28 protein-coding genes are annotated in these 26,970 nt (G+C 71.9%); 4 read left to right on the forward strand and 24 right to left on the reverse strand.

Annotated features, from left to right (window positions below; translation table 11 throughout):
* Positions 1-26 precede the first annotated feature (26 nt).
* Complete coding sequence (glgB, locus tag AOM06_RS02925) at positions 27-2,192, forward strand: 1,4-alpha-glucan branching protein GlgB (RefSeq protein WP_062302500.1); 2,166 nt, start codon at positions 27-29, stop codon at positions 2,190-2,192.
* Between the two features lie 138 nt (positions 2,193-2,330).
* Here glgB and AOM06_RS02930 read toward each other — a convergent pair whose 3' ends face one another.
* The 3 genes from AOM06_RS02930 to AOM06_RS02940 are packed head-to-tail and all read right to left on the reverse strand — an operon-like array spanning position 2,331 to position 5,145.
* The gene (locus AOM06_RS02930; protein WP_062302503.1) at positions 2,331-3,212 is read right to left on the reverse strand and encodes a co-chaperone YbbN; all 882 of its coding nucleotides are present in this window, start codon (positions 3,210-3,212) and stop codon (positions 2,331-2,333) included.
* A 26-nt stretch (positions 3,213-3,238) separates the two neighbouring features.
* Positions 3,239-4,222, reverse strand: coding sequence for a DUF8094 domain-containing protein (locus tag AOM06_RS02935; protein ID WP_062302507.1), 984 nt, complete (start codon positions 4,220-4,222; stop codon positions 3,239-3,241).
* Positions 4,219-5,145, reverse strand: a complete 927-nt coding sequence (locus AOM06_RS02940; RefSeq protein WP_156163553.1) for a hypothetical protein — start codon at positions 5,143-5,145, stop codon at positions 4,219-4,221. The genes AOM06_RS02935 and AOM06_RS02940 overlap by 4 nt, the downstream gene beginning before the upstream one ends.
* Positions 5,146-5,292: 147 nt before the next feature.
* Here AOM06_RS02940 and AOM06_RS02945 point away from each other — a divergent pair, with 147 nt between their 5' ends.
* A complete protein-coding gene (locus tag AOM06_RS02945; RefSeq protein ID WP_062302513.1) occupies positions 5,293-8,304 on the forward strand; it encodes a hypothetical protein in 3,012 nt (1,003 codons plus the stop codon).
* Between the two features lies 1 nt (position 8,305).
* Entirely contained in the window at positions 8,306-8,710 is a 405-nt protein-coding gene (locus tag AOM06_RS02950; RefSeq protein ID WP_228372829.1) for a hypothetical protein, read from the forward strand.
* A gap of 183 nt (positions 8,711-8,893) precedes the next feature.
* Here AOM06_RS02950 and AOM06_RS02955 read toward each other — a convergent pair whose 3' ends face one another.
* The 21 genes from AOM06_RS02955 to AOM06_RS03055 form a co-directional block, all read right to left on the reverse strand.
* Positions 8,894-9,661 (reverse strand): alpha/beta fold hydrolase, encoded by a 768-nt coding sequence (locus AOM06_RS02955; RefSeq protein WP_062302517.1) that lies wholly within the window; start codon positions 9,659-9,661, stop codon positions 8,894-8,896.
* Between the two features lie 28 nt (positions 9,662-9,689).
* Complete coding sequence (locus AOM06_RS02960) at positions 9,690-10,436, reverse strand: alpha/beta hydrolase (protein WP_062302520.1); 747 nt, start codon at positions 10,434-10,436, stop codon at positions 9,690-9,692.
* Positions 10,437-10,455: 19 nt separating this feature from the next.
* On the reverse strand, positions 10,456-10,761 hold the full coding sequence (locus AOM06_RS02965; RefSeq protein WP_062302523.1) for an Rv1322 family protein: 306 nt from the start codon (positions 10,759-10,761) through the stop codon (positions 10,456-10,458).
* Positions 10,762-10,823: 62 nt separating this feature from the next.
* Positions 10,824-12,275, reverse strand: a complete 1,452-nt coding sequence (locus tag AOM06_RS02970; RefSeq protein ID WP_062302526.1) for a GH1 family beta-glucosidase — start codon at positions 12,273-12,275, stop codon at positions 10,824-10,826.
* Positions 12,276-12,419: 144 nt separating this feature from the next.
* Positions 12,420-12,872 (reverse strand): WapI family immunity protein, encoded by a 453-nt coding sequence (locus tag AOM06_RS02975; RefSeq protein ID WP_062302529.1) that lies wholly within the window; start codon positions 12,870-12,872, stop codon positions 12,420-12,422.
* Positions 12,873-12,883: 11 nt separating this feature from the next.
* Positions 12,884-13,579: an endonuclease NucS gene (gene nucS, locus AOM06_RS02980; protein WP_062302533.1), complete on the reverse strand. Its 696-nt coding sequence runs from the start codon at positions 13,577-13,579 to the stop codon at positions 12,884-12,886.
* Positions 13,579-13,866 carry a F0F1 ATP synthase subunit epsilon gene (locus tag AOM06_RS02985; protein WP_062302536.1) on the reverse strand — a complete coding sequence of 96 codons (288 nt, stop codon included), beginning with the start codon at positions 13,864-13,866 and terminating at the stop codon, positions 13,579-13,581. Before AOM06_RS02985 ends, nucS begins: the two co-directional genes overlap by 1 nt.
* Before the next feature lie 2 nt (positions 13,867-13,868).
* Complete coding sequence (gene atpD / locus AOM06_RS02990; RefSeq protein ID WP_062302896.1) at positions 13,869-15,347, reverse strand: F0F1 ATP synthase subunit beta; 1,479 nt, start codon at positions 15,345-15,347, stop codon at positions 13,869-13,871.
* Positions 15,348-15,363: 16 nt separating this feature from the next.
* Positions 15,364-16,260, reverse strand: a complete 897-nt coding sequence (locus AOM06_RS02995; protein WP_062302539.1) for a F0F1 ATP synthase subunit gamma — start codon at positions 16,258-16,260, stop codon at positions 15,364-15,366.
* A gap of 3 nt (positions 16,261-16,263) precedes the next feature.
* Positions 16,264-17,895, reverse strand: a complete 1,632-nt coding sequence (gene atpA, locus AOM06_RS03000) for a F0F1 ATP synthase subunit alpha (protein WP_062302543.1) — start codon at positions 17,893-17,895, stop codon at positions 16,264-16,266.
* 48 nt (positions 17,896-17,943) lie between these two features.
* Positions 17,944-18,756 (reverse strand): F0F1 ATP synthase subunit delta, encoded by an 813-nt coding sequence (locus AOM06_RS03005; RefSeq protein WP_062302547.1) that lies wholly within the window; start codon positions 18,754-18,756, stop codon positions 17,944-17,946.
* Between the two features lie 4 nt (positions 18,757-18,760).
* Positions 18,761-19,327, reverse strand: coding sequence for a F0F1 ATP synthase subunit B (locus AOM06_RS03010; protein WP_062302899.1), 567 nt, complete (start codon positions 19,325-19,327; stop codon positions 18,761-18,763).
* Between the two features lie 2 nt (positions 19,328-19,329).
* Complete coding sequence (gene atpE / locus AOM06_RS03015; protein WP_062302550.1) at positions 19,330-19,557, reverse strand: ATP synthase F0 subunit C; 228 nt, start codon at positions 19,555-19,557, stop codon at positions 19,330-19,332.
* 55 nt (positions 19,558-19,612) lie between these two features.
* The gene (atpB, locus tag AOM06_RS03020) at positions 19,613-20,389 is read right to left on the reverse strand and encodes a F0F1 ATP synthase subunit A (RefSeq protein WP_062302554.1); all 777 of its coding nucleotides are present in this window, start codon (positions 20,387-20,389) and stop codon (positions 19,613-19,615) included.
* 161 nt (positions 20,390-20,550) lie between these two features.
* Positions 20,551-20,958, reverse strand: a complete 408-nt coding sequence (locus AOM06_RS03025; protein WP_062302558.1) for a Cg1360 family ATP-synthase-associated protein — start codon at positions 20,956-20,958, stop codon at positions 20,551-20,553.
* Entirely contained in the window at positions 20,955-22,214 is a 1,260-nt protein-coding gene (locus AOM06_RS03030) for an MraY family glycosyltransferase (RefSeq protein WP_082105258.1), read from the reverse strand. The genes AOM06_RS03025 and AOM06_RS03030 overlap by 4 nt, the downstream gene beginning before the upstream one ends.
* Positions 22,211-22,858, reverse strand: coding sequence for an L-threonylcarbamoyladenylate synthase (locus tag AOM06_RS03035; protein ID WP_156163568.1), 648 nt, complete (start codon positions 22,856-22,858; stop codon positions 22,211-22,213). The genes AOM06_RS03030 and AOM06_RS03035 overlap by 4 nt, the downstream gene beginning before the upstream one ends.
* A 15-nt stretch (positions 22,859-22,873) precedes the next feature.
* Positions 22,874-23,764, reverse strand: a complete 891-nt coding sequence (gene prmC, locus AOM06_RS03040) for a peptide chain release factor N(5)-glutamine methyltransferase (protein ID WP_062302565.1) — start codon at positions 23,762-23,764, stop codon at positions 22,874-22,876.
* A gap of 16 nt (positions 23,765-23,780) precedes the next feature.
* The gene (gene prfA / locus AOM06_RS03045; RefSeq protein ID WP_062302567.1) at positions 23,781-24,863 is read right to left on the reverse strand and encodes a peptide chain release factor 1; all 1,083 of its coding nucleotides are present in this window, start codon (positions 24,861-24,863) and stop codon (positions 23,781-23,783) included.
* A 22-nt stretch (positions 24,864-24,885) separates the two neighbouring features.
* Entirely contained in the window at positions 24,886-25,095 is a 210-nt protein-coding gene (gene rpmE / locus AOM06_RS03050; RefSeq protein WP_062302570.1) for a 50S ribosomal protein L31, read from the reverse strand.
* A 273-nt stretch (positions 25,096-25,368) separates the two neighbouring features.
* Positions 25,369-25,836: a P-loop nucleotide/nucleoside kinase family protein gene (locus AOM06_RS03055; RefSeq protein WP_228372830.1), complete on the reverse strand. Its 468-nt coding sequence runs from the start codon at positions 25,834-25,836 to the stop codon at positions 25,369-25,371.
* A 129-nt stretch (positions 25,837-25,965) separates the two neighbouring features.
* On the opposite strand from AOM06_RS03055, the gene AOM06_RS03060 reads away from it, so the two are divergent.
* Positions 25,966-26,898, forward strand: a complete 933-nt coding sequence (locus AOM06_RS03060) for a type IV toxin-antitoxin system AbiEi family antitoxin domain-containing protein (protein ID WP_062302574.1) — start codon at positions 25,966-25,968, stop codon at positions 26,896-26,898.
* Positions 26,899-26,970: the final 72 nt, after the last annotated feature.

Here is a 26,970-nt window from a genome sequence, read left to right on the forward strand (position 1 = left end):
CCCTGCCTCCCGACTGGACGGTGCTGATGCCTCGACGCCTGGACCCTGCCGTGCTCGCCGACATCGCTCGCGGCACGCACCACGACCCTCACGCCGTCCTGGGACCGCATCCGGTCGCGGACGGCGCGGTGATCCGGGTGCTGCGGCCGCTGGCCGACGCCGTCGAGATCGAGACGCTCGCGGGGCGGTTCCCGGCCGAGCACGAGCACCACGGCATCTGGGTGGTGCTGGTGCCCGGCGAGAGCGTCCCCGACTACCGCGTGCACGCGACGTACGGCGACACCACGTCGGTCGGCGACGACCCCTACCGCTTCCTTCCGCTGCTCGGGGAGCTCGACCTCCACCTCATCCGCGAGGGGCGGCACGAGCGCCTGTGGGAGGCGCTGGGCGCCAACGTCCGGAGGCTCGAGTCCGTGCTCGGCGACGTCGAGGGCACCGACTTCGCGGTGTGGGCGCCGAATGCTCGCGCAGTCAGGGTCGTGGGCGAGTTCAACAGCTGGCAGGGCGCGACGCACGCCATGCGGACGCTGGGCGCGTCGGGCATCTGGGAGCTGTTCATCCCCGGGGTCGCCGCGGGCACCAAGTACAAGTTCGAGATCCTCGACAAGAACGGCCATTGGCGTCAGAAGGCCGACCCGATGGCGCGGCGCACGGAGAACCCGCCCGCGACCGCCTCCGTAGTCGAGGAGTCCACGTACGCGTGGGGCGACCAGGACTGGCTCGCGCACCGCGCATCGTCCCAGCCGCACCGCTCGGCCATGAGCGTCTACGAGGTCCACCTCGGGTCCTGGCGCCAGGGGCTCGGCTACGTCGAGCTCGCGGAGCAGCTCACGGCGTACGTCAGCGAGATGGGCTTCACCCACGTCGAGTTCATGCCGGTCATGGAGCATCCGTTCGGAGGCTCGTGGGGGTACCAGGTCTCCGGGTACTACTCCCCGACCGCGCGCTTCGGCTCTCCCGACGAGCTCCGCCACCTCATCGACACGCTCCACCAGGCGGGGATCGGCGTGATCCTCGACTGGGTGCCGGGCCACTTCCCCAAGGACGAGTGGGCGCTCGGCCGCTTCGACGGCACGCCCCTCTACGAGCACCCGGACCCGCTGCGCGGCGAGCAGCCCGACTGGGGCACCTTCATCTTCGACTTCGGACGCGCGGAGGTGCGCAACTTCCTGGTCGCGAACGCGGTCTACTGGCTGCACGAGTTCCACGCCGACGGCCTGCGCGTCGACGCCGTCGCCTCGATGCTCTACCTCGACTACTCGCGCGAGGCCGGCCAGTGGCGCCCCAACGTCCACGGCGGCCGCGAGAACCTCGACGCGATCGCGTTCCTCCAGGAGGCCAACGCGACCGCGTACCGGACGGCCCCGGGCATCGTCATGATCGCCGAGGAGTCGACCGCGTGGCCCGGCGTCACCGCGCCGACCAGCCAGGGAGGCCTCGGCTTCGGGCTCAAGTGGAACATGGGCTGGATGAACGACACGCTGCGGTACGTGAGCGAGGAGCCCGTGCACCGCTCGTACCACCACCACACGGTGACGTTCTCGCTCATGTACGCCTTCTCCGAGCACTTCATGCTGCCGCTCTCGCACGACGAGGTGGTGCACGGGAAGGGCTCGCTCGTGGACCGCTTCCCCGGGGACCACTGGCAGCGGATGGCGGGCCTGCGCGCGCTGCTCGCCTACCAGTGGACGCACCCCGGCAAGCAGCTGCTGTTCATGGGGTGCGAGTTCGGCCAGTACGCCGAGTGGTCCGAGGGCCGCTCGCTCGACTGGTGGCACCTCGAGGACCACCTGCACGAGGGCGTGCGCCGCATGGTCGCGGACCTGAACCACCTCTACAAGGACCTGCCCGAGCTGTTCGAGCGCGACTCGGACGCGAGCGGCTTCCGGTGGATCGACGCCGACGACTCGCGCCGCAACACCCTGGCCTACCTGCGCATGGACGATGCGGGCAACCCCGTGGCGGTGGTCGTCAACTTCGCGGGCGTCCCGCACGAGTCCTACGCGCTGCCGCTGCCCCGCGCGGGCGGCTGGGACGAGGTGTTCAACACCGACGCCGAGGCCTATGGCGGCTCCGGGGTGGGGAACCTGGGCCACGTCGAGGCCCGCGAGCGCCAGATGCACGGCTTCCCCGCGGTCGCGGAGATCCGTGTGCCGCCGCTCGGCGCGGTGATCCTGCGCCCGTCACGCTGACCCCCGTCACCTGCGGCTCCGCCACACAGTTCCACGGCTCCGCCACACGGGCTCCGGCGAGTCGTCGGCGAGTCGCGGCGCGCACGCGCGGGCCGCGCCTCTGAAGCTCGCGCTCGTGTGGCGGAGCCGCAGGGCGGGTCAGTAGAGCGCCGAGGCGAGCGCCTGCCTGGCGCGCAGGACGCGCGCATCGGCGGGGTCGACCACGGCGAACAGTTCGAGCAGGCGCGCGCGCACGCGCTCGCGGTCGTCGCCCGCCGTGACGCGCACCAGGTCGACCAGGCGGCCGAAGGCGTCGTCGAGCATGCCCCCGAGCACGTCGAGATCGGCGACCGCGAGCTGCGCGTCGACATCGTCCGGGCCCGCGGCGGCAGCCGCCCGCACCGCCTGGGGGTCGGCGAGGCGCGAGCGCGCCATGAGGCGCACCTGCGACCGGCCCGCGCGCGCGTCGGCATCCTTGGGGTTCTCCCGCAGCGCCTTGTCGTACGCCGCCTCGGCCGCGTCCATGTCGCCGCGCTCGATCGCGTCGTACGCCTCCTGGTGCAGAGGCGGCAGCGGCGGCTCCGGCTCGGCCTGAGGCGCGCCCGCCGGCTCGCCTAGCCCCTCGGCCGCCCCCATCTGGCGCGCGGCCGCGACCACCTGGCCCAGCAGCTCGTCGATCTGCTCGCGCGTCGCGGCGCCCTGGAACAGAGGCGCGGGGCGGCCGCCGACCAGCGCGACCGCGGCCGGCACGGCGCGGATCTGGAAGGCCTGCGCGATCGCCGGCTGCGCGTCGACGTCGCACGCGGCGGCGGTGACGCCTACTGCCGCGGCGGCGGCCTCGATCTCGCGCGCGATCTCCTCGCTCTGCGGTGACGCCGACGAGACGAAGGCGATCACCACGGGGCGCTGGAGCGACTGCTGCGCGAGCTCCTGGAACGCTGCCTCGTCGATCGTCGCGAGCCCCGAGTCGGCGCGTCGCGAACGCGCCGCGAGCGCTGCCAGGTCGACGGCGCCGCGCATGGCGCCGGGGATGTCGGTCATGAGTCTCCTCGGTCGTTCCGGTCGGGCTACTTCGCCACGACGCTGATAAGATGGTGGTCTGCGGCGACGACGGCGGGCTGAGCCTCCGTGTCCGAGGCCGGCGGGATGTGGATGACGAGCATGTCGCGGTACTTGTGCGTGACACGGTCCTTGAGCTTGCCGCCGACGAGCGCCTTGTCCGAGTCGGAGATCGACACGGTCGCGCCGCCCTTGACCCGCAGCGAGGACCTCACGACGAGCGGCGCGAACACGAGCGCGCCGCCGTCGGCCGTCGCGATCGCGTAGGTGTCGGCCTCGCGCGTCTCGATGGTGTCGACGTACTTGCCGTCGCCCTTCTTCGCCGCGGTGTTGAGCACCTTGCGCGCGGCGAACAGGCGGTCGCGGAACGTGTCCGGGGCGAACTCGTCCGCAAGCTCGCTGCCGGCGCCCTCGCGCAGCAGCGTGACGTAGTCCTCGACCACCTGCTGGGGCGACGGGGTCACCGAGGCATCGTCGAGCGCGAGCTGGCTCGAGCCGACCGCCGTGCCGGGCATCGCGGGCAGCGTCGCGCCCGGCACCATGTGCGCCCAGTCCTGGAGCACGTACTCGGAGTCGATGTCCTTCTGGAGCCACAGGAGCACCACGGGCGTGCTGTCCTCGGGGGCCTCGGACACGCCGATCATCATGCGCGGGAACTCGCCCTCGGCGGACACGTAGACCGCCTGCATCGTCGACGGGATCTCCTCGAGAGCGGCCTCGTCCCCCGCCTTGACCATCGCGTACTGCGCCGCGCGGACGGTGGGCACCATGCCGCCGACGCGATCGCCGAGCAGCGACGCGTTGCGCTTCTCGTCGGCCGCCGCGAGCTCCTCGAAGGTCTCGGGGACGATGCGGTCGATCTGGGTCTGCGTGATCGCGGACGTCTCCTGCGCTTCGGGGGCCGCCACCGCGGGCGGGACGTCAGGGGTGCACCCCGCGAGGGTCGCCAGCCCGATCGCGACCGCTCCCGCGATCGCCGCCTGCCGCCTCATGCGCGGTCCTCCTCATCGTCATGCCCGTCCGCGGGCGCATCGTGCTCCATGCCTTCCACGAGCGGGTGCTCGCCGGTGGTCGGGTCCTCCGCCGCCGTCACGAGCGGGATGCCTCCCGAGGCGGTGAGCGCCTCGCGACGCTCGCGGCGCCCGCCGGGAGCCGCCGGCGACGCCGGCTTGCGGCTCGCGACCGCGGTCTCGACCTTCGACCCTGCGTGACGGTGGTCGATGAACAGGAACACGAGCGCGACGAGGCCCACGACCGCGAGGAAGCCGCCCCACAGCTTGAGCGGCTTGACCCAGCTGTCGTTGACGACGCGGTCGATGCGCATCGAGACCGACGACAGCGGCGCGCCGTCCTTGGACTCGACCACGATCTCGAGGCCCACCGGCAGCGTGTCGGTGTCGAGCACGAGCGTGCCGTCCTCGCCCGTCCACGAGTCGCGCCAGATGTCGGCGATCTCGACCGGCGCCGCGGAGGCGCTCGGCTCGGCCGAGGGCGACGCCGAAGCAGACGCCGACGCCGACGCCTCCGGCGACGCGCTCGGCTCGGCCGTGGCGGAGGCGGACGCGTCCGCCGTCGCGGAGGCGGACGGTTCGGGCGACGCCTCCGCGAAGGGCTCGGTCGCGAGCTCCTCCCACGTCGGCACGCCCGTGAGGACCGTCGACGATCGGGACGCGGCCCACGCCTCGGCGTCCTCGACGCGGCCCGAGTAGGCGGTGATCTCGCCCGTGCCCTCGACGGTGATGGTCCCCCCGGGGGCCATCGCGACCATCTCGGGCCCGAGCAGCAGGACCGGGGTGTCGAGCGAGGCAGATGGGGTGCCGAAGGCGGCCGGGCGCATCGCATCGGCGATCAGCCCGCCGATGAGGAGGAGCAGCCCGAGCGCGCCCGCGATCAGCGCGGTGGTGCGCAAAGTCACGTGTGTCTCCGTTCGTCTCGCTGTTCACTCTACGAGACTTGCGGCCAACGCTGTCGGGAGCGACTTTGTTCCGGGCCCTGCACGGGCACTACCCTGAGGGGCGAATGCGAGACCTGCGCGGCCCCCTCCGCGCGATCGAGGAGAGTCATGGCCGAAGAGAACCTGCCGTTCCCGCTTGCGATGCGCGGCTACGACCGGGAGGCTGTCGCCGCCCACATCGCGCGGCTCGAGGATGCCGCGCGCGAGCAGGCGAACGCCGCGGAGCAGGCCCGACGCGAGGCCCAGCAGGCCCGCGGCTCCCTCGATGAGGCCCAGAAGGCGCTGCGCGAGTCCGAGCAGCCCACGTACAAGGGGCTCGGCGCGCGCGTCGAGCAGCTGCTGCGGTCGGCCGAGGAGCAGTCCTCCGACGTCATCGCCCGCGCCAACACGCACGCGCAGGACACGGTCGCCCGTGCGAACGTCGCCGCCCAGCAGCTGCGGGCGCGCGCCGACAACGAGGTCGCGGAGATCCTCGCGCAGAGCCGTCGCGAGGCCGATGAGATCAAGACGCAGGCGGAGCATCTCGCCGGGGGCGTCCGCGAGGCCGCGGAGCGCCAGGCCGGCGAGTCCGTCGAGCGCGCCCAGCGCGAGGCGGAGCGGATCCGCTCGGCCGCGGAGGCCGAGGCCGCCGAGGTGCGCGCGACGGGCGAGCGCGAGGCTCACACCGTCCGCGCCACCGTCGAGCGCGAGGCCACCGAGCTGCGCGTCACCAGCCAGCGCGAGGCGGCCGACCTGGTCGACGCCGCGCGGACCGAGGCGGAGCAGAAGCTCGCGCACGCGCACCAGGAGTCGAGCCGTCTCCGCGACGACGCCGCGGCCTTCCTCGCCGCCGCGCACACGGAGGTCGACGAGCTCACCGAGGCCACCCGGGTCGAGACCGAGCGTCTCAAGGCCGACGCCACGCGCATCGTCGCCGAGGCGCGCGACGAGGCCGCTGCCACGCGCAAGGCGGCGGAGGCCGCCGCCGGCCACTCGATCGCCGAGGCGGAGCGCGAGGCCGCGAACCTCCGTGCCGTCGCGGAGGCGGAGGCCTCCGACACGCGCATCTCCGCGGAGAGCGACGCGTCCACGATGCGCAACGACGCCCAGGCTGCGCTGGCGCAGGCCGCCGAGGAGGCGCAGGAGACGCGCGACGCCGCCGAGGCGGCCGCGACCGAGCTGCGCCGCGTGGCGAGCGAGGAGGCGGCGCAGCTGCGCGCGCTGGCCGAGCGCGAGACCGGGCACCAGCGCCGCGAGGCGGACGCCTACGTCGCCGAGGTGCGCCACGCCGCCGCCGAGGACGTCGCCCAGCTCCGCCACCTCGCCGAGCAGGAGACCGCCGAGCTGCGCGCGGTCGCGGCCCGCGAGGCCGCCGAGGCCCGCACCGCCGCCCAGACCGAGGCGACCGAGCTGCGCGACAGCTCGGAGGCGTACGCGGCCGAGCTGCGTCAGGAGACCGAGGCGTGGGTCGCGCACCTGCGTCAGGAGACCGAGGCCGCCACCACCGCGGAGCGCCGCGACGCGGAGGCGTACGCGACCGCGCTGCGCAAGGACACCGACGCGTGGGCCGCCGCCGAGCGCCGCGACGCCGAGGTGTACGCGACCGGGCTGCGCAAGGACACCGACGCATGGGCCGCCGCCCTGCGCGAGGAGGTCGGCGACGAGGTCGCCTCGCTGCGCGACGTGGCCGCCGCCGAGGTCGCGGCATGGCGCGCGGAGGCCGCCGCCGAGGTCGCGGCGCAGCGCAAGGAGACCGAGGCCTGGGATATGGACCTGCGTCAGGCCACCGAGGCCTGGGCCGCGGACCTGCGCCACGAGACCGAGACCTGGGACGTGGACCTGCGTCAGGCCACGGTCGACGAGCTCGCGGCCGAGCGCCTCGCGCTCGAGACCTGGGTCGCGGCGCAGCGCCAGGAGACCGAGGCCTACGACGCGGACCTGCGCCGCGAGGCCGATGCGTACGCGGGCGAGACCCGCCGCGCCGCCGACGCGTACGCGACCAAGGAGCGCCAGGGCGCCGAGGCGTACGCCGCCGAGCAGCACCGCGCCGCGGACGCCTACGCCGCGCAGCAGCGTCGCGAGGCCGACGCCTACGCCGCGCAGCAGCGCCGCGACGCGGATGCCTACGCGACCAAGGTGCGCGAGGCCGCGGACGAGGAGGTCGCGGAGCTGCGCGACGCCGTCGCCGCCGAGCTCGCCGAGCTCCGCCAGGGCGCCGCGACCGAGGTCGAGGAGCTCCGCGCCGAGGCCGAGGCCCAGCTCAAGGACGCGCGCCGTCAGGCCGCCGACACCCGCCGCGCCGCGGACGAGGAGACCGCGGCCCTGCGCGCCGTCGCCGCCACCGAGACCCTCCAGCTGCGCCAGGCGGCCGAGTCCGAGACCGCGGACCTGCGCGCGACCGTCAACGCGGAGCTCGCCGAGCTGCGCTCCGCCGCCGACGCCGATGCGACGCGCCTCACCCGCGAGGCCGAGTCCGCGCTGGGGAAGGCCCAGCAGCAGGCGTCCGACCTGCGCGCCTCGTCCGAGCGCGAGGCGAAGGACGCCGTCGCCAATGCCGCCGCCGAGGCGCAGCGCCTGGTCCAGGTCGCGACCGTCGAGTCGGCCCGTCTGCGCGACGAGGCCCAGGCCGAGGCCGAGGCCGCGCAGGAGGAGGCGCGCCGCACGCGCGAGGACCTCGAGCTCGACGTCGCGACCAAGCGCGAGCAGGCCGAGCGCGAGCTCACGCAGCGCCACGAGGAGGCCACGGCCGAGACCGCGGCGATGGTCGAGGACGCGAAGCGCCGCACCGCTGAGGCGGAGGACCGCCTCAGCGCGACGCTCGAGCGCGCCGAGGCCGTGCGCCGCGAGGCGGAGGTCCACTCGCAGACGCTGCTCACCAACGCGCGCAACAACGCCGACGAGATCGTGTCGGAGGCGCGCGAGCACGCCGAGGCCATCATCTCGGAGGCGGTGAGCGACGCCGAGCGCGAGCGCACCATGGCCGCGCGCGAGGTCGACGAGCTCAACCGTCAGCGCGAGTCCATCACCACCTACCTGGACGACCTCCGCGGGCTGCTCTCGTCCGACCCGGTGGGCAACCTCGCGCGCGCGACCCGGCTCCAGGCCGAGCACGACGCCGAGGCCGAGCGCTCCGAGGCCTGACGTGGACGCGCGCGACGACCGCCTCGAGATGGCGGCTGCCCTCGAGCGGCGCCGGGAGGCGGAGTCGCGCGCCGCGGCGGGCCTCATCGCGGCGTTCGTCCGCGAGGCGGAGGCGGCGGGGCTCACCCCGGAGACGCTGACGGCGCGCACCTACGACGGCCGCTCCCGCGTGCGCACGCACGTGACCGGCTGGTACCTCAAGCGCGACCGGTCGGTCGGGGTCGGGACCGACGGGTGCTTCTACGTGCTGTCGACCCCGGGCGGGCTCATGGAACGGCTCCGGGGGGCGACGCTCGCGCCGGCCGATCCCCCGCTCGAGCTGGGCCGCGGCGCGCGCGACGGCGAGTCGCTGCCGCTGCAGGAGGCGCTCGACAAGCGCCTCGCGGGCGGCGACTCCTGGGGCTGAGGCCCCCCTCGGGCGCCGCGTCGCGCCTGGACGATCCGCTTTCCCGGACATGAATGGAGGGGGCACCTCACGCCCCCCTCGTGGTGAGGTGCCCCCGCACCAGCATGGTGACACGGGCCAACGGAGCGCACCAGACCTTCGGCGCAAATTTCACATATCGGTAACGCGGGGGGCCTGATCGTCTCAGGATGCGGTCTCGGCGCGCGCGATCAGGTCCGCGACGAGCGCCGCGACGCGCTCCGGCGCCTCGACGGCGCACAGGTGCCCGACGCCCTCCAGCACCACCGGCTCGACGCCCAGCGCGGCCGCCATGGCGCGCGCGGCGGGCTGCCCGGCGATCGCATCGTGCTCCCCCACCGCCACGAAGGCGGGCACGTCGAGCGCCGCGAGCACCTCGGTACGATCGGGGCGCGCGGCCATCGCCCGTTGCCCCCACGCGATGCCGTCGCCGCCGTGGCGCGCGATGTTCGCCGCGACCCTCTCCACGAGCGCCTCGCGCGCCTCGCCCTGCGTGCCCACCAGGCCCTCGGCGGCGCCGCGCGGGTCCGGGTGGCCGGCCGCGCCGTCGACCTGCTCCGCGAGCGCGAGGCGGGCGTCACGGGCCTCCTCGGTGTCCGCCTCCGCCTTGGTGCCGAGCAGGCCGATGCCCGCGACGGCCCCGCCGTGGCGCTCCGCGACGGCCATGGCGATGTAGCCGCCCATCGAGCAGCCGATCCAGACCGCCGTGTCGTGACCCGTGACCTCGCGCATCGCGAGCACCGCCGCATCGGCGATGAGCTCGAGCGACGGCTCCTCGTCCGGGAGCGGCATGTCGCCGATGCCAGGCACGTCGAACGTGATGATGTCGCCGGGGAGCTCGGGCAGCGCCTCCAGCAGCGGGTCCCATTGGGACCTGTCGACGGGGAAGGCGTTGAGCAGGACCAGGGGCGTGCCGTCGGGTACGAGGCTCACGGGAGACTCCTTGAGGTCGGGCCTGACCTCATTCCACCATGGACGCGGGCACCGTGTCGGGCAGCGGCGCGCGGTCGGGAACCACGCGCTCGACGATCGCCTGGTGGACCAGCCTCACATACCGCTCCCCCACCCACAGGTGCTTCGCCTCGGGCACGGCCACGAGCTCGAGCTGCGTGAGCGGCGCGAAGCGCTCCCGCGCCTCGTCGGGCTGAAGGAAGTCGTCATGCTCCGGGACCAGCGCCGTGACCGGCTTGCCGGTGGCGGCCCAGCGGCGCATGTCGTCCTCGGTGGCACGATGCAGGGGCGGGGACAGCAGGATCGCCCCCTCGACGTCCAGGCCGGCGCCGTGCATCAGCGTGAGCTCCGTGCCGAAGCTCCAGCCGACGAGCCACCGGTTCGGGAGGCCGCGGCTCACCGCGAAGTCCACGGCGGCGCGCACATCGGCCGCTTCCGTGATCCCCTCGCCGAACTCGCCCTCGCTCGTGCCCCGCGGCGAGGACGTCCCGCGCGTGTTGAAGCGCAGCACCGCGAGCCCCGCGAGCGCGGGGAGCCGCCACGCGGCCTTGCGGTACACGTGCGAGTCCATGAATCCGCCGTGCGTAGGCAGGGGGTGGAGCGTGATGAGCGTGCCCGTGACGGGGCCGTGCGCAGGGAGCGCGAGCTCTCCCACCAGCATGAGCCCGTCCTCGGTGCGCAGCACGATCTCCTCGCGGTCCGCGGGGAGCACGGTCATCGAGCGCAGCTCGACCAGGTTGTCGGTGTCCTCGGTCATCGTGTCCTCTCTCGGCGCCTCAGCGGGCGCGCCCGAAGCCCTGCCAGCATCCGGTGTGCCAGTGCCGGCGCGCATCGGCGGCCGCCTCGGCGCCCATGATGCTCTCGACCGGCCAGGCCACCACGTGCTGCACCTCGCCGGAGATCTCGCCCTGGCAGCCCGGGCAGACGAACGTGCGGTCGGTGGGCCGCGGGATCGCGACGTAGAAGTCCTCGCCCCGGGGGCCGCGCTCGATGCGCGCGCGGTTGCCCCACACGCGATCGACGTCGAGCTCCTCGTGGGGCCTACCGTACGGGCGCTTGGAGGAGCGGCGACCGGAAGGCATGCGGTCCAGTCTACGGGCGGACGATGCGCCGCTCCCCCGCCCGGCGCATCGTCCCGTGGGTCCTAGTACGTGCGCGCGGGCGTCTCGACCGCCGCGTCGAGCTCCGCGAGCGGCAGCGGCTCGCGTCGCGCGATCGTCGCGCGGTACCAGTACGCCGCGTCCTTCCAGCGGCGCTCCTGGGTCGCGTAGTCCACGCGGACGACGCCGAAGCGCTTGGCGTAGCCCTGCGCCCACTCGAAGTTGTCCATGAGGCTCCACGCCATGTAGCCCCGCACGTCGGCGCCCTCCTCGATCGCCGTGCGCACGGCCCCGATGTGGTCGTGGAGGTAGCTCACGCGGTCCGTGTCGCGGATGCGGCCGTCCTCGTCGAGGACGTCGTCCCACGCGCCGCCGTTCTCGGTGACGTAGAGCGGCTTCCCCGTCTCCCGGTGGATCTTCATGAGGTGCGCGTGGAGAGCGCCGGGGTCGGTGTTCCAGCCCATCGCGGTCATCTTCCCGGGCGAGGTCATGAACTCGATCTCCTCGTCGCCCGGCCAGGGCGAGTTCGCGCCGGCCTTGTGACCGTCCGCGAGCGTCGCGACGTCGGACGCGGCCTTGGCCTTGTGGGCGTTGTGGCGCACCACGTGGGAGGCGTAGTAGTTCACGCCGAACCAGTCCACGGCGCCCTGCATCTCCTCGAGGTCGCCCGGGTGCACGAACGACCAGTCGGTGAGGTGGGCCGTGTTGGGCCGCAGGATCGCCGGGTACGTCCCGTCGACGAACGGCTGGTGGAACATGCCGTTGGCGAGCGCGTCGATGTGCGCGCTCGCCGCGAGGTCGAGCGGGTTCGAGGGATCCCAGGGGCGCGGCGTGTGCGAGTTGTTGACGATGCCGATGCGCAGCGCGGGCCGCACGGCCTTCATGGCACGATAGGCGCGCGCATGCGAGAGCAGCAGGTGGTGCGCCGCGGTAAGGCCCTCGACATCGTCCGCGTGCCCGGGGGCGTGCGCGCCGGAGCCGTAGCCCACGAACGAGCTCACCCACGGCTCGTTGAAGGTGGCCCACGTCTCGACGTCGGCGCCCAGCTCCTCCGCCATGCGGGTCGCGTAGGCGACGAAGGCGTCGACGGTGTCGCGGCTGAGCCAGCCGCCCTTGTCCTCGAGAGGCTGCGGGAGGTCCCAGTGGTAGAGCGTGGCGAGGGGCACGATGCCCTTCTCGCGCAGGCGCGTCACGAGGCCCTTGTAGAACGCGATGCCCTCGGGGTTGAACTCGCCCGTGCCGGTGGGCTGCACACGGGGCCACGCGATGGAGAAGCGGTACGCCTGGAGGCCCAGGTCGACCATCATGTCGATGTCGCGCTCCCACCGGTGGTAGTGGTCGCACGCGACGTCACCGGTGTCGCCCTCGACCACCGCGCCGGGCGTGTGCGAGAACGTGTCCCAGATGGACGGTCCGCGACCGCCCTCGGTGGCCGCGCCCTCGATCTGGTAGGCGGCCGTGGCCGCGCCGAAGAGGAAGTCCTGGGGGAAGGTCATGCCCGCGAGCCTAGCCGAAACGATTCGACCCAGCCGCCCGCCGGAAGTGTGCTCGCACCCGAGGACGGCGCGCGCGGAACTCAGCGCGGCAGGCCGCGGATCGGGGCACGATGCGGACGCGGCACCGGCGTGCCGCGCGGCGGGTCAACCCCGCGGCGGGAACTCCGCGGCCCCAGCCTCCCACGCGGCCGCCGCGGCAGAGAGCTCCGCACGGGACATCCACAGGTCCAGCGCGATCTCCTCGAACGGAGCGGCCACGGCCTCCGGCACCGACTCCGCCGCCAGCACCACGCGCACGGTGACGCCGGCATCGTCCTGAGCGACGATCGAGAACACGAGCAGCGGCTCGGTGAACTCGAGCCGCCCGACCTGCGCGGCGCTCGCGACGCGGCGCAGCCAGGCCCCAAGCCCGACCGCCTCCCCCGCGGTGAGGCATGGCTCGCGGAATGTCCACGACATGTCGCCGTACCCCACGCGGCCGGTGATCATGAGCCAGTTCGCGTCCCAGTCGTCCTCGACCGAGGGCTCGATCGCTGGGAACTGATAGCGGTCGATCCTGAGCGCCAGGCTGTCACCGGAGCCGCCGCCAAGACGCATCGGTTCCATGCTCAGAAGAGCCGGTCGCTCAGGTCCACGTCGCCCTTCATGGCCTCGTAGTCGAGGAGGATGCAGCGGATGCCGCGGTCCTCCGCGAGCACGCGGGCCTGGGGCTTGATCTCCTGCGCGGCGAACACGCCTTGCACGGGCGCGAGGAGCGGGTCGCGGTTCATGAGCTCGAGGTAGCGCGTGAGCTGCTCGACGCCGTCGATCTCGCCGCGACGCTTGATCTCGATCGCGACGGAGGCGCCCGCGGAGTCGCGCGCGAGGATGTCGACCGGGCCGATCGCGGTCATGTACTCGCGGCGCACCAGCGTGTGGCCGTCGCCGAGCAGCGTGATCTGGGCCGCGAGGAGCTCCTGGAGGTGCGCCTCGACGCCGTCCTTGATGAGGCCCGGGTCCACCCCGAGCTCGTGCTCGGTGTCGGACAGGACCTCGTGGAGCTCGATCTCGAGGCGGTCGTCGGTCTTGTCGTGCTGAACCACCCAGACCTCGGTGACGCCGCGCTCCGCGGCCTCCTCCGTGACGGAGGAGGACCGCAGAGTGCACGGCGGGCTCATCCAGTTGAGCGGCTTGTAGGAGCCGCCATCCGAATGGAGCAGGACCGAGCCGTCGGCCTTGACCATGATGGCTCGGGTCGCGAGCGGAAGATGCGCTGAGAGCCGCCCGGTGTACCGGGCCGCGCAGCGCGCGATCACCACCCGCATCAGTGAGCGGCCGGAGCCTTCGCCTCGGCGGGGGCCACGGGCTCGACCACGACCGTGACCACGTCACGGTCGAAGGACACGAAGCCCGAGGAGATCGGGAACTCGGCGTCGCCGTCGGCCCCGCCGCGCACGCGCACGGTGCCGGCCCGCAGGACGGACAGCACCGGCTCGTGCCCGGTCAGGAGGCCGATCTCGCCCTCCACGGTGGGCGCGACGAGCCGCTCCGCCGTCCCCGACCAGAGGACCCGGTCGGGGGCGACGACGTCGACGGTGAGAGGACCGGCCATGATCAGCCGATCTCCTTCTGGATGCGCGCCCAGTTCTTGTCGAGGTCCTCGAGACCACCGATGTTGAAGAACGCCTGCTCCGAGATGTGGTCGTACTTGCCGTTGACCAGGCCAGAGAAGGCCTCGACGGTCTCGGACAGCGGCACGGTCGAACCCTCGACACCCGTGAACTGGGTGGCCATGTAGGTGTTCTGCGAGAGGAACTGCTGGATCTTGCGCGCACGCGCGACGATGATCTTGTCCTCCTCCGAGAGCTCGTCCACACCGAGGATCGCGATGATGTCCTGCAGCTCCTTGTTGCGCTGGAGGATCGACTTCACGGCGTTCGCGGTCTCGTAGTGGTCGCGGCCCACGTAGCGCGGGTCGAGGATGCGCGAGGTCGACGTCAGCGGGTCCACCGCCGGGTACAGACCGCGCGACGCGATCTCACGCGACAGCTCCGTGGTCGCGTCGAGGTGCGCGAACGTGGTGGCCGGCGCCGGGTCGGTGTAGTCGTCCGCGGGCACGTAGATCGCCTGCAGCGAGGTGATCGAGTGGCCACGGGTCGAGGTGATGCGCTCCTGGAGCTGGCCCATCTCGTCCGCGAGGTTGGGCTGGTAGCCCACGGCGGAGGGCATGCGGCCGAGCAGCGTCGACACCTCGGAGCCCGCCTGCGTGAAGCGGAAGATGTTGTCGATGAACAGCAGCACGTCCTGCTTCTGGACGTCGCGGAAGTACTCCGCCATGGTCAGCGCCGACAGGGCGACGCGCAGACGCGTGCCCGGCGGCTCGTCCATCTGGCCGAAGACCAGGGCGGTCTGCTTGATGACGCCGGACTCGGTCATCTCCTCGATGAGGTCGTTGCCCTCACGCGTGCGCTCGCCGACACCGGCGAACACCGACACACCGTTGTGGTTGTTGGCGACGCGGTAGATCATCTCCTGGATGAGGACGGTCTTGCCGACGCCCGCACCACCGAAGAGGCCGATCTTTCCACCCTGGACGTACGGGGTGAGGAGGTCGATGACCTTGATGCCGGTCTCGAACATCTGGGTCTTCGACTCGAGCTGGTCGAACGCGGGCGCCTTGCGGTGGATGGGCCACGTCTCGGTGACCTCGATCTTCTCGCCCTCCTTGGCGTTCAGCACCTCGCCGGTCACGTTGAACACGTGGCCCTTGGTGATGTCGCCGACGGGAACCGAGATCGGCTTCCCCGTGTCGAGCACCTGAGCGCCGCGGACGAGGCCGTCCGTGGGCTTCAGCGCGATGGCGCGCACCAGGTTGTCGCCCAGGTGCTGCGCGACCTCGAGGGTCATGTGGAGCACGCCCTCGTCCTCGCCCTGCGAGGACAGGTCGATGTCGACCGTGAGCGCGTTGTAGATGTCGGGGATCGCGTCGGCCGGGAACTCGATGTCGACGACCGGGCCGACGACTCGCGAGACGCGACCGACGACGGGCGCGTCCGCGGCGTTGGCCGGGGTGGTCTCTGCGGTGGTGGTCATGATCTCTCGCTTCTTGTCACGAGGCCGCGAGCGCATCGGCGCCCGAGACGATCTCGCTGATTTCCTGGGTGATCTCGGCCTGACGCGCCTGGTTGGCGAGTCGGGTGTAGTTGCGGATGATGTCCTCGGCGTTCGAGGTGGCGGTGTTCATCGCACGCTGGCGGCTCGCGAGCTCGGAGGCCGCGCAGTGGAGCAGGCTCGCGAAGATGCGCGACTCGATGTAGCGCGGCAGCAGCGCGTCGAGCACCAGCTCGGGCGACGGCTCGAAGTCGTACAACGGCTCGATCTCGCCCTCCTCCGTCTCCTCCACGCCCTCGACGATCTCGAGGGGCAGGAGACGCAGGACCATCGCCTGCTGCGTCACCATCGAGACGAACCGGGTGCCGACGATGTAGATCTCGTCGACGCCGCCGTCCTCCTTGGACGCCTGGAAACGCTCGAACAGCGCCTTGGCCATCTCGCGGGCGGTCTCGCGGTCCGGGGCGTCCGAGGCCCCGGTCCACTGGCCCGCGAGCTCGCGTCGGCGGAACGAGTAGTACGACACCGCGCGACGTCCGGCCGCGAACTGCACGACCTCCTTGCCGTCCGCCTGGAGGCGACCGCGCAGGCGCTCGGCCTCACGGATGACGTTCGCGGAGTACGCGCCCGCCATGCCGCGGTCCGCGCTGATGACCAGCACGGCCACGCGACCGGTGTCCGTCCGCACGGTCGTCAGCGGGTGGTCGACGCTCGAGTGCGCCGCCACCGCGCTGATCGCGCGCGTGATGGCCCGCGTGTACGGGGTGGCCTGCTCCACACGGAGCCTGGCCTTCCCGATACGCGAGGCCGCGATGAGCTCCATCGCGCGGAAGATCTTCTTGAGCGAGCTGGTCGCCCTGATCTTCTGCCGATAGACGCGCTGCTGTCCGGCCATCGGTTACTTCTTCTCCGCGACGATGCGCTCCTGCTCGACGGAGACGCCCTCACCGTCGTCGACGGTCGAGTCCGTGGTCAGCGCCACACTCTCACCCTCGAGGAAGGTCGAGACGAAGTCGTCGACGTGCGTGTGGAGCGCCGCCTCGTTGTCGTCGGACAGCTGACCGGTGGTCGCGATGTCGGACAGGATCGAGGTGTTGCGACGCAGGTGGTCGAGCAGCTCGCGCTCGAAGCGCAGCACGTCGCCCACGGCGATCTTGTCGAGCTTGCCCTTGGTGCCGGCCCACACGGACACGACCTGCTCCTCGACCGGGAACGGCGAGTACTGGGGCTGCTTGAGCAGCTCCATGAGGCGGGCGCCGCGGGTCAGCTGCTGGCGCGAGGCCGCGTCGAGGTCGGACGCGAACATCGCGAACGCCTCGAGCGAGCGGTACTGCGCGAGCTCGAGCTTGAGCGTTCCGGAGACCTTCTTCATGGCCTTGACCTGCGCGGAGCCACCGACGCGCGACACGGAGATACCGACGTCGACGGCGGGGCGCTGGTTCGCGTTGAACAGGTCCGACTGGAGGAAGATCTGGCCGTCGGTGATCGAGATGACGTTGGTCGGGATGTACGCCGAGACGTCGTTGGCCTTGGTCTCGATGACCGGGAGACCCGTCATCGAGCCCGCGCCCATCTCGTCCGACAGCTTCGCGCAACGCTCGAGCAGACGGCTGTGCAGGTAGAACACGTCGCCGGGGTACGCCTCGCGGCCCGGCGGGCGGCGCAGGAGCAGGGACACGGCGCGGTAGGCCTCGGCCTGCTTCGACAGGTCGTCGAAGATGATGAGGACGTGCTTGCCGTCGTACATCCAGTGCTGGCCGATGGCCGAGCCGGTGTAGGGCGCGAGGTACTTGAAGCCGGCCGGGTCGGACGCGGGGGCCGCGACGATGGTCGTGTACTCGAGCGCGCCGGCCTCCTCGAGGGCGCCACGCACCGAGGCGATGGTCGAGCCCTTCTGACCGATGGCGACGTAGATGCAGCGGACCTGCTTCGACGGGTCGCCGCTGTCCCAGTTGGCCTTCTGGTTGATGATCGTGTCGATCGCGATCGCGGTCTTGCCGGTTTGGCGGTCGCCGATGATCAGCTGGCGCTGGCCGCGGCCGATCGGGATCATCGCGTCGATGGCCTTGAGGCCCGTCTGGAGGGGCTCGTGGACCGACTTGCGCGCCATGACGCCGGGCGCCTGGAGCTCGAGCGCACGACGCGCCTCGGTCTCGATGTCGCCGAGGCCGTCGATCGGGTTGCCGAGCGGGTCGACCACGCGGCCCAGGTAGCCGTCACCGACGGCGACCGAGAGCACCTCGCCGGTGCGCTGCACCGTCTGGCCCTCCTCGATGCCGGTGAACTCGCCGAGCACCACGACGCCGATCTCGCGGACGTCGAGGTTCAGCGCGAGGCCGAGCGTGCCGTCCTCGAAGCGCAGCAGCTCGTTGGCCATGCAGCCCGGGAGTCCCTCGACCTGCGCGATGCCGTCGGCCGCAAGCGTCACGCGACCCACCTCGTCAACCACGGCGCCCTTGGGCTCGTAGGACTTCACGTAGCTGTCGAGTGCAGCCCGGATCTCGTCGGGGCTGATCGTCAACTCTGCCATGCCATCTCTCCTGTCAGTACCGCCGTGGCGGCCGGTGGTGCGTCGGGCTTAACCGACAAGTCGTCGTCGTGCTTCGTCGAGCCGGGACAGGACGGTGCCGTCCACGACCTCATGCCCGACCTGAACTCGGATGCCGCCCAGGACCTCGGGGTCCACGGCGACGTTGATCGTGACCTCGCGGCCGTACGCCTGCGTCAGCAGGGACACGAGCCGCGTGCGCTGTGCCGCGCTCAGCTCGACCGCCGCCGTGACGTGGGCGAGGACCTTCTCGCGGTGCTCGGCTGCGTCCTCGAGGAGCCGCTCGAGCGCCGGGAGCAGGCGGTGCCCACGGGGCACGCCCACCACACGACGCAGCAGGGCGTCCGTGGTCGGCAGCAGCTTGCCGCCGAGCACGCCCTCGAGCAGCGCGAGACGCGCCTCCTTGGTCGCGGAGCGGTTGCCCAGCGCCGTGAGCAGGTCGCGGTCGCCCGAGACCGCCCGCTCGACGCGGAACAGCTGCTCCTCGACGTCGTCGAGGGTGCCCGCCTCGAGGGCGTACGCGAAGATCGCACGCTCCCCCGCATCGTCGATCGCGTCGGCGAGGTCGTCCTCGTCGGACCACCGCGCGCCGGCGAACGCCGCGAGGGCGTCCACCACGCGAGGGTCGAACGAGGCGAACAGCTGGCGGACCAGCTCGCCCTTCGACTCGGACGAGCGAGCGGGGTCCGTGAGCGCACGCCGGAGCGAGCCCGACCCGTCGAGCGCGTCCACCGCCGCGAACAGCTGCTCCGCGATGACGATGCCGTCCTTGCGGTTCGCCGCCATCACGGGGGCGAGCTGCTGGAGCACCGCGTCCCGCGACGCCTGGCTCGTTCCACGCATGCGCTTAGCCCTCCGCCTTGACCGTCGACTCGAGGTCGTCGAGGAAGCTGTCGATCACGCGCTGCTGACGGGCGTCGTCGGCGAGCGACTCGCCCACGATGCGCGACGCGAGCTCGGTCGCGAGCGAGCCGACCTCGGTACGCAGCGAGATGACGGCCTGGTGACGCTCGGCGTCGATCTGGCGCTGGGCCGTCTCGACGATGCGCTCCGCGTCCGTACCGGCACGACGACGCGCCTCGGCGAGGATCTGCGAGGCCTCGACGCGCGCGTCCTCACGGATGCGAGCGGCCTCGGCACGAGCCTCGGTGAGCTGAGCCGTGTACTCCTCGAGAGCGGCGGCGGCCTCGGCCTGAGCCTTCTCCGCCTTCTCGATGCCGCCCTGGATGAGCTCGGCGCGCTCGTCGAGCACGGCCTGCAGCTTCGGGAGGATCACCTTGGTGAAGACCACCGCGATGATCGCGAAGATCACGATCGACCACAGCAGGTCGTAAGGCGCGGGCAGGATCAGGTCCGCGCCCTCCACCTCCGAGGTGTGCGCCTCCTCCGCGAGAAGCAGAGTCTGGGCGAGCATCATCAGAAGATGAAGCCGGTGACCAGGCCGAGCAGCGCGAGCACCTCGACGAACGCGACACCGATGAACATCGTGGCACGGAGCTGGCCGGAGACCTCAGGCTGGCGGGCCATGCCCTCGATGGTCTTGCCGATCAGGATGCCCAGACCGATGCCGGGGCCGATCGCGGCGAGGCCGTAACCGATGGTCGCGAGGTTGCCCTCGACAGCGGCAAGCGTGGTGACGTCCACTTGTGTTTCCTTCCGTTGTGACGAGGCCAGGGCTTCTGGCCGCGCAGGCTTGGGTTTAGTGCTCTTCCTCGAGCGCCATGTTCAGGTACACGGCCGCGAGCATGGTGAAGACGTACGCCTGAAGCAGGGCCACGAAGACCTCGAACAGGGTGAAGGCGAAGCCCGCGGCGAAGGTCACCGCGCCCGTCGCCTTCATCGCCCCCGAAGCGGCGAAGAAGAAGTACTGGGTGGCGGAGAAGCACAGCACCAGCAGCAGGTGGCCCGCGATCATGTTCGCCGCGAGTCGCAGCGCCAGGGTGGCCGGCCGCAGGATGAACACCTGCAGGAACTCGATCGGCGTGAGCAGCAGGTAGATCGCCTTGGGCACGCCCGGGGGGAACAGCGAGTTCTTGAGGTACCCGCCCAGGCCGTGCTTCTTGACGCCGTGCGCGAGGTACAGCACGTAGACCCAGAGCGCCATGATGATCGGCAGGCCGATCAGCGACGTGCTCGCGATGTTGAGGAACGGGATCACGCCCGTGATGTTGAAGAACACGATCGCGAGGAAGATCGTGGTGAGGATCGGCAGGAAGCGCTTGCCCTCGTGACCCATGACGGGCTCGACGATCTGGTTCTTGACGAAGTCGAGCAGGAACTCGATCGAGGCCTGGAAGCGGCCGGGGACCACCTTCGCGCGCTGCGCCACGATCGCGAAGACCACGATCAGGGCGATCGCCGCGATGAGGCGCACCATCATGATGCGGTTGAACTCGAAGATCGTTCCGTCGCCGAAGAGGGCGGGCGGGAAGAAGTCGGTGATCGACGGAGCGTGGAAGCCGTCGGAGCTGAACATCCGTTCGATGTAGCTCTTCGACTCTCCCGAGTCGGCAGCCTCAGCGCTGACGACCGCTGCCAATAGGTTCCCCACGAAGTCTCCTGTGCGATGGCTTCTTGGGCGCGGACCATCGTCCGACGCCGTTGACTGCGCGCTAGCCTAACGCATCGAAGCCGGGACTAAGGACCCGGCTGGACGTACGGAATACGCGCTTTGCGCATCGTCGTCACATCGACCACGAGCGACGCCACGATGCCCGTCACCGCGGTGGCCGCGAACGCCGCCTTGTGGAACGATTCGACGTTCTTCAGCAGCAGCAGCGCGACGATGATGACGAACATCTTGCCGAGCCACGAGAACGCCACGATGCCTGCCATGACGTGCGGCGGCTTGCGATGCCCGACCAGCATCGCGACGGGCGTGGGGATCGCGCCGAGCGCGGCCACCCCGGCTCCGATCAGCGCGGCGCCGGCCGCCGCGGGACCCGCGACCACCCACGCGATCACCGCACCGACGACGGCGATCACGGCGAGCACGATCGCGATCAGCGCGATCGCACGGCGGTACATCCTGGCCTCTGCGGTCATGGCTTCTCCTCGGTCAGGGTGGACGATGCGGGGGTCGCGGCCGCCTGGGACGTCTGCTGCGCGGCGGCTGTGCGGGCGGCGAGGTGCGCATCGTGCCGCTTGCGGCCCTCGGGCGTGACGCGCTGGAGCGCGAAGATGGCGTGGCCGAGGCGGCGCCACTGGCGCGAGAAGAAGCGCGCGAGCCGCGGCGACATGGTCACCACCGCGGCGCCGAGCACGCCGACCGCCGTGAACGCGATCGCGCCGGCCGGCGGGAGGAAGACCACGGACACCGTGCCGAAGGACAGCACCGCGGTCCAGAGGTACAGCACGGTGACCGCCCAGCGGTGCGAGTGCCCGCGACGCAGGAGCAGGTGGTGAAGGTGGTGCTTGTCGGGCGAGAACGGCGAGTCGCCCCGCAGCGTGCGCCTCACCACGGCCGCCGTCATGTCCACCAGCGGGACCGCGAGCACCATGATCGGCAGGAGGATCGGGATGAAGGCCGGGATGCGCTCGCGCTCCGAGATCACGGCGGGGTCGATCTGGCCCGTCACGATGATCGCGGCGGCCGCGAGCATGAGGCCCAGCACCATCGACCCCGAGTCGCCCATGAAGATGCGCGCGGGATGCACGTTGTGCGGCAGGAAGCCCAGGCATGCGCCCACAAGCAGCGCGACCACGATGGCCGCGAGCGACGAGTAGTCCCCCGGCGACGCGGAGCGTGCGAGCAGGTACGTGTACGCGAAGAAGGCAGTGCCGCCGATCGCGATCATGCCGGCCGCGAGGCCGTCGAGCCCGTCGACGAAGTTGACGGCGTTCATGGCGATCACCACCACGAACACCGTGGCGATGAGCGAGACGTACGAGCTGCCGATGGTGACGCCCGCGATGGGCACCGTCACCAGCTGGACGCCGCCCGAGGCCACGACCACGCCCGCGAGGAACTGCCCCGCGAGCTTGGCCATCCAGTCGAGGTCGAAGATGTCGTCCACCATGCCGAGCGCGCACACGATCGCGGCGCCCCCGAGCACGGCCCAGGCCTCGCGTCCCGCGTCGAACACGGGCATGAGGAACGGGATGGCCGACGCGACCACGCCGGCCGTGGCGAGGCCGAGGAAGATCGCGAGGCCGCCGAGCCGCGGGATGGGGGCCGTGTGGACGTCGCGCGCGCGCACGGCGGTGATGGCGCCGACGCGGAAGGCGAGGTGACGGGCCGCGGGGGTCGCGACGTACGCGACCAGCGCCGCGATCGCCATGAGGGTGAGGTAGACCTTCACCCGGCGTCACCTGCGACGGCGTCCTCCCCCACGATCTCGACGATGCGCTCGCGGGAGATCCCGCCCTGACGGACGATGCGCAGACGGTCGCCCGTCGCGTCGACGATGGTGGAGGCGACGCCGAGCGGGCTGTCGCCCGCGTCGAGGTAGACGGCGACGGACTCGCCCAGCTGGGCCTCCGCCTCGGCCGCCGTGGTCGCGGCGGGCTCGCCGGTCCGGTTGGCGCTGGTCACCGCGAGCGGGCCGGTGCGCGACAGCAGCGCGAGCGCCGCCGGGTGGTCGGGCACGCGGAGCGCGACGGTGCCGCGCGTCTCGCCGAGGTCCCACGCGAGCGAGGGCTGCGAGCGGACGATCACGGTCAAGGCGCCGGGCCAGCAGGCCTCCATGAGCGCGCGGGCGGGCTCGGGCACCTCACGCGCGAGGCCGTCGACCGTGCGGACGTCGGGGATGAGCACCGGCGGCGGCATCTGGCGGCCGCGGCCCTTGGCCGCGAGCAGCGCCGTGACCGCGGTGGGGCTGAAGGCGTCCGCCCCCACTCCGTAGACGGTGTCGGTGGGCAGGACGATGACCGCTTGGCGGTTGACCGCGTCGACGGCGGCGTCGAGCGACGGCCCCCAGGCGTTGGGGTCGTGGACGGGCAGGATCACGCGGTCAGTCTCTCAGACACCCACGCGCGTCGCGACGAGCATGCGGTCGCGTCCCGTGAGATCCGTGAGCGTGCGGACGTCGCCCCACCACTCGGAGGACTCGGCGTAGGCGCGCAGCGCGGGGCCCTGCTCGTCGCCGTGCTCCATCACGAGCACGCCGCCCACGCGCAGCAGTCGCTGCGCCTCGTCGAGGATGGCGCGCGGGACGGCCAGGCCGTCGTCCCCCAGGCCGTACAGGGCCTGCGGCGGGTCGTGCAGCGCGACCTCGGGGTCGCGCGGGACGGCCGCGGTCGGGACGTACGGCGGGTTGGTGACCACCACATCGGCGCACTCGTCGAACTGGCGCAGGCAGTTGCGCGCGTCGCCGTAGACGGAGCGCAGGCGCGAGCGGACGTCCGCGGGCTGGGCGCGCGCGTTGAGACGCAGGTAGACCAGGGCCTCCTCGCTCGCCTCGACCATGGCGACCTGCGCCTCCGGGATCTCCGTGGCGATCGAGATGCCGATGGCGCCGGAGCCGGCGCAGAGGTCGGTCACGCGGACCGTGCCGCGCATCTCGAGGGCCTCGCGCGCCGCGGCGATCGCGACGCCGGCCACCACCTCGGTCTCGGGGCGCGGGATGAACACCCCGGGGCCCACCTGGAGCTCGAGCGAGCGGAAGTACGCCTTGCCCGTGATGTGCTGGAGCGGCTCGCGGTCGACGCGACGCGTGACGCGGGCCTCGAGGAGGTCAAGATCGGCGCCGTCGGGCCATTCGTCATCGCGGGCGGCGGCCGTGCGGATGTAGCTGGGCTCGAGGCCCAGCGTGTGCGCGATGAGCACGATCGCGTCGTGGCGGGGCGAGGGGACGCCTGCCTCGGCGAGGCGTCGGGTGGTGTCGCGCAGGCGCGCGCCTACGGTGGGCACGTTCGGAGCCTAGCGCCTACTCGGCCGCGGAGAGCCGGGCGGCCTCGTCGGCGTCGATCGCGGACTGGATGACGGGCTGGAGGTCGCCCGCGAGCACCTGGTCGAGGTTGTACGCCTTGTACCCCGTGCGGTGGTCCGCGATGCGGTTCTCGGGAAAGTTGTAGGTGCGGATGCGCTCCGAGCGGTCGACCGTGCGGATCTGCGACTTGCGCATGTCCTGGGCCTCGGCCTCGGCGGCCTCCTTCTGCGCCGCGAGGAGGCGGGCGCGCAGGATGCGCAGCGCGGACTCCTTGTTCTGCAGCTGCGACTTCTCGTTCTGGCAGCTCACGACGATGCCCGTGGGCAGGTGCGTGAGGCGCACCGCCGAGTCGGTGGTGTTGACCGACTGGCCGCCAGGGCCCGACGAGCGGTACACGTCGACGCGCACCTCGTTCATGTCGATCTCGACCTCGGAGACCTCCTCGACCTCCGGGTAGACGAGCACGCCCGCCGCCGAGGTGTGGATGCGGCCCTGCGACTCGGTCGCGGGCACGCGCTGCACGCGGTGCACGCCGCCCTCGTACTTGAGCTGGGCCCACACGCCGTCCTCGGGCTCGACGGAGCCGCGCGCCTTCACCGCGACGGACACGTCCTTGTACCCGCCCATGTCGGTGTGCACGGCCTCGAGGACCTCGGCCTTCCAGCCCTTGGTCTCCGCGAACTTGAGGTACATCTTCAGCAGGTCGCCCGCGAACAGCGCGGACTCCTCGCCGCCCTCACCCGACTTGATCTCGAGGATCACGTCGCGCGCATCGTCCGGATCGCGCGGGATGAGGATGCGCCGGAGGTGCTCCGTGGCATCCTCGACGGCGGCTGCGAGGGCCGGGATCTCCTCGGCCATCTCGGGGTCGAGCTCCGCCAGCTCCTGGGCGGCCTCGAGATCGTCCTGGGCGCTCTTCCAGGCACGATGCGCGGCGACGACGCGGCCGAGCTCCGCGAAGCGACGCCCGAGCGTGCGCGCCCGTCCGCCGTCCGCGTGAACCGCGGGGTCGGCGAGCTGCTGCTCGATGTCGGCGTACTCGTCCAGCATCGGCTGGACGGCTGCGAAGGCTTCGGCCACGTCGTCGCGCGGGTGAAGCGGGTTACTTCTTGTTGCCGTAGCGGCGCTCGAAGCGCGCCACGCGGCCACCGGTGTCCATGATCTTCTGCTTGCCCGTGTAGAACGGGTGGCAGGCCGAGCAGACCTCGACGCTGATCGCGCCGGACTTCACGGTGGACTTGGTCTCGAACGTGGAACCGCAGGTGCACGTGACAGTGGTGGTCACGTACTCGGGGTGGATGTCCTTCTTCATGATCTCCCTTAGTTCGCCACCGGGTCCCGCACGTGTCTCGCGCAGGTGAACCGGCAACCTGGGACCCCGTCCGCAGGCGGGGCCAACGAACAATTCTGCCATGCGTGTCAAGCCGGGGCGAATCCGCCGCTGCGCCGCGCGCCCGCCCCGCGCCCCGCGCCGAGCTCCACCCCGCGCCCACCCCGCGCCCACCCCGCGCCCCGCGCCGAGCTCCACCCCGCGCTCGCGGGACATGAGGGTCGGATCCGAGCCAGAACCTGCATTCATGTCCCGCTAGGACGACATGACGATGCGCAACGGCCCCTCCTCCTCCGTCGGCACCTCGAAGCCCTCGAGGTAGGCGGCCGCCGTCGCGGCCGGCACGGCGATGTCGTCGGCGGAGCGGTTCCCGCGCGCGGCGAGCCTCGCGAGGATCGTCTCGCGCGGGGTGTCCAGGTAGTGCACTGCGGGGACGATGCCGTGCTCGGCGAGCAGCTCGCGGTAGGCGTCGCGCTGCGTGCGCGACCTGAACGACGAGTCCACCACGGCGAGCTCGCCCCGTGCGACGACGGCCAGCAGCGACTTCCGGAGGCACGCGTGCACCTCCGCGCGGGCATCGTCCGCGAGCGGATGGTCGCGGAACCCGAGCTCCCACGCGATGCGATCGAAGGACAGCACCTCGTAGCCCCGGGCCTCGAGCCCTCTCGCGTAGGTGGACTTGCCGGAGCCAGCCATCCCGCACATGAGGATCACCTGGTCCATGCGGTCAACCTACGCCAGCGGGACATGAGGGTCGGATCCGAGCCAGATCCTGCACCCATGTCCCGCCAGGACGCTCGACTTCTCCACACCGGGTTCCGCCGGCGCTCCACGGGGCGTCGAATGCGAGTCATGCGTCTCCTCCCCGGCCTCGTCGCGCTCGACCGTCCGCTCCCCGAGTTCCTCTCCGCCAACGCGCACGCGTTCACCCGCGCCGACCTGCGCGCGCGGTGGTCGAGAGCGGCGCTCGAGAACGCCGTCCGCTCAGGCGACGCCCGCCGCATCCTGCCCGGCGTCTACTGCGCCCGGGCACACACAGGGTCGCCGACCGTCCTCGGCGAGGCCCTCAACCTCTGGCACCCCGCCGGCTTGGTGACCGGGCCGCTCGCGCTCCACCTCTATGGCGTCCCGTTGACAGCCACGACGGTCGCGCACATCCGCGTGCAGAACGGCTTCCGCCCCCGCACCCCACCGTGGGTGCGGTGCCTCCAGGGTGAGCGCCTCCGTGTGTCGAGCGCACCTGCCGGGGTCTCATGCGTGGTGCCCGAGCTCGCTCTGCTCGATGCATGGCGCCTCGCATCGCCGCCGCAGCGCCTCGACATCCTGTGGGAGTCGCTGTGGGCACGCGTCTGCACCTGGCAGCAGCTCGCCCGTGCCGAGGAGGGTGCCGCGCGGATTCCTGAGCGGCACCGGCTCCAGCGGGTTCTCGGATGGTTCGAGGACGGCGCCACCACACCGCTCGAGGTACGGGCACGTCACGAGGCCTTCGCCGGTCGACGCTTCAGCGGCTTCGAGCGCCAGGTCGGGCTACGCCTGCCGACGCGCCATGCCACGGTGGACATGCTGCACAGGGCGGCACGCGTGATCGTCGAGCTCGACGGCGACCGCTACCACTCGACGCGCGAGGCGCGTGATGCGGATCGCGAGCGTCAGACCGACCTGACCGCGGCGGGCTGGGTGGTGCTGCGCTTCGGATGGCGGGACATCGTCGACAGACCCGCCTGGTGCCGTGAACGTGTGCTCGCTGTGGTGGCAAGTCGGCTCGCGCGCCCCAGCGGGACATGAAGGCCGGATCCGGGCCAGATCCAGCACTCATGTCCCGCTACGGCGGGGTGGGCGGGGCGGGCGGCGCGGGGC

The organism is Demequina subtropica, assembly GCF_000971235.1.
Classification (GTDB): Bacteria; Actinomycetota; Actinomycetes; order Actinomycetales; family Demequinaceae; genus Demequina; species Demequina subtropica.

Excerpts from the sequence above, each read along its gene's own strand:
- glgB (WP_062302500.1), top strand. The coding sequence starts at position 27 with ATGCCTCGACGCCTGGACCCTGCCGTGCTCGCCGACATCGCTCGCGGC.
- AOM06_RS02930 (WP_062302503.1), bottom strand. The coding sequence starts at position 3,212 with ATGACCGACATCCCCGGCGCCATGCGCGGCGCCGTCGACCTGGCAGCG.
- AOM06_RS02935 (WP_062302507.1), bottom strand. The coding sequence starts at position 4,222 with ATGAGGCGGCAGGCGGCGATCGCGGGAGCGGTCGCGATCGGGCTGGCG.
- AOM06_RS02945 (WP_062302513.1), top strand. The coding sequence starts at position 5,293 with ATGGCCGAAGAGAACCTGCCGTTCCCGCTTGCGATGCGCGGCTACGAC.
- AOM06_RS02960 (WP_062302520.1), bottom strand. The coding sequence starts at position 10,436 with ATGACCGAGGACACCGACAACCTGGTCGAGCTGCGCTCGATGACCGTG.
- AOM06_RS02965 (WP_062302523.1), bottom strand. The coding sequence starts at position 10,761 with ATGCCTTCCGGTCGCCGCTCCTCCAAGCGCCCGTACGGTAGGCCCCAC.
- AOM06_RS02970 (WP_062302526.1), bottom strand. The coding sequence starts at position 12,275 with ATGACCTTCCCCCAGGACTTCCTCTTCGGCGCGGCCACGGCCGCCTAC.
- AOM06_RS02975 (WP_062302529.1), bottom strand. The coding sequence starts at position 12,872 with ATGCGTCTTGGCGGCGGCTCCGGTGACAGCCTGGCGCTCAGGATCGAC.
- nucS (WP_062302533.1), bottom strand. The coding sequence starts at position 13,579 with ATGCGGGTGGTGATCGCGCGCTGCGCGGCCCGGTACACCGGGCGGCTC.
- AOM06_RS02985 (WP_062302536.1), bottom strand. The coding sequence starts at position 13,866 with ATGGCCGGTCCTCTCACCGTCGACGTCGTCGCCCCCGACCGGGTCCTC.
- atpD (WP_062302896.1), bottom strand. The coding sequence starts at position 15,347 with ATGACCACCACCGCAGAGACCACCCCGGCCAACGCCGCGGACGCGCCC.
- AOM06_RS02995 (WP_062302539.1), bottom strand. The coding sequence starts at position 16,260 with ATGGCCGGACAGCAGCGCGTCTATCGGCAGAAGATCAGGGCGACCAGC.
- atpA (WP_062302543.1), bottom strand. The coding sequence starts at position 17,895 with ATGGCAGAGTTGACGATCAGCCCCGACGAGATCCGGGCTGCACTCGAC.
- AOM06_RS03005 (WP_062302547.1), bottom strand. The coding sequence starts at position 18,756 with ATGCGTGGAACGAGCCAGGCGTCGCGGGACGCGGTGCTCCAGCAGCTC.
- AOM06_RS03010 (WP_062302899.1), bottom strand. The coding sequence starts at position 19,327 with ATGCTCGCCCAGACTCTGCTTCTCGCGGAGGAGGCGCACACCTCGGAG.
- atpB (WP_062302554.1), bottom strand. The coding sequence starts at position 20,389 with ATGTTCAGCTCCGACGGCTTCCACGCTCCGTCGATCACCGACTTCTTC.
- AOM06_RS03025 (WP_062302558.1), bottom strand. The coding sequence starts at position 20,958 with ATGACCGCAGAGGCCAGGATGTACCGCCGTGCGATCGCGCTGATCGCG.
- rpmE (WP_062302570.1), bottom strand. The coding sequence starts at position 25,095 with ATGAAGAAGGACATCCACCCCGAGTACGTGACCACCACTGTCACGTGC.
- AOM06_RS03055 (WP_228372830.1), bottom strand. The coding sequence starts at position 25,836 with ATGGACCAGGTGATCCTCATGTGCGGGATGGCTGGCTCCGGCAAGTCC.
- AOM06_RS03060 (WP_062302574.1), top strand. The coding sequence starts at position 25,966 with ATGCGTCTCCTCCCCGGCCTCGTCGCGCTCGACCGTCCGCTCCCCGAG.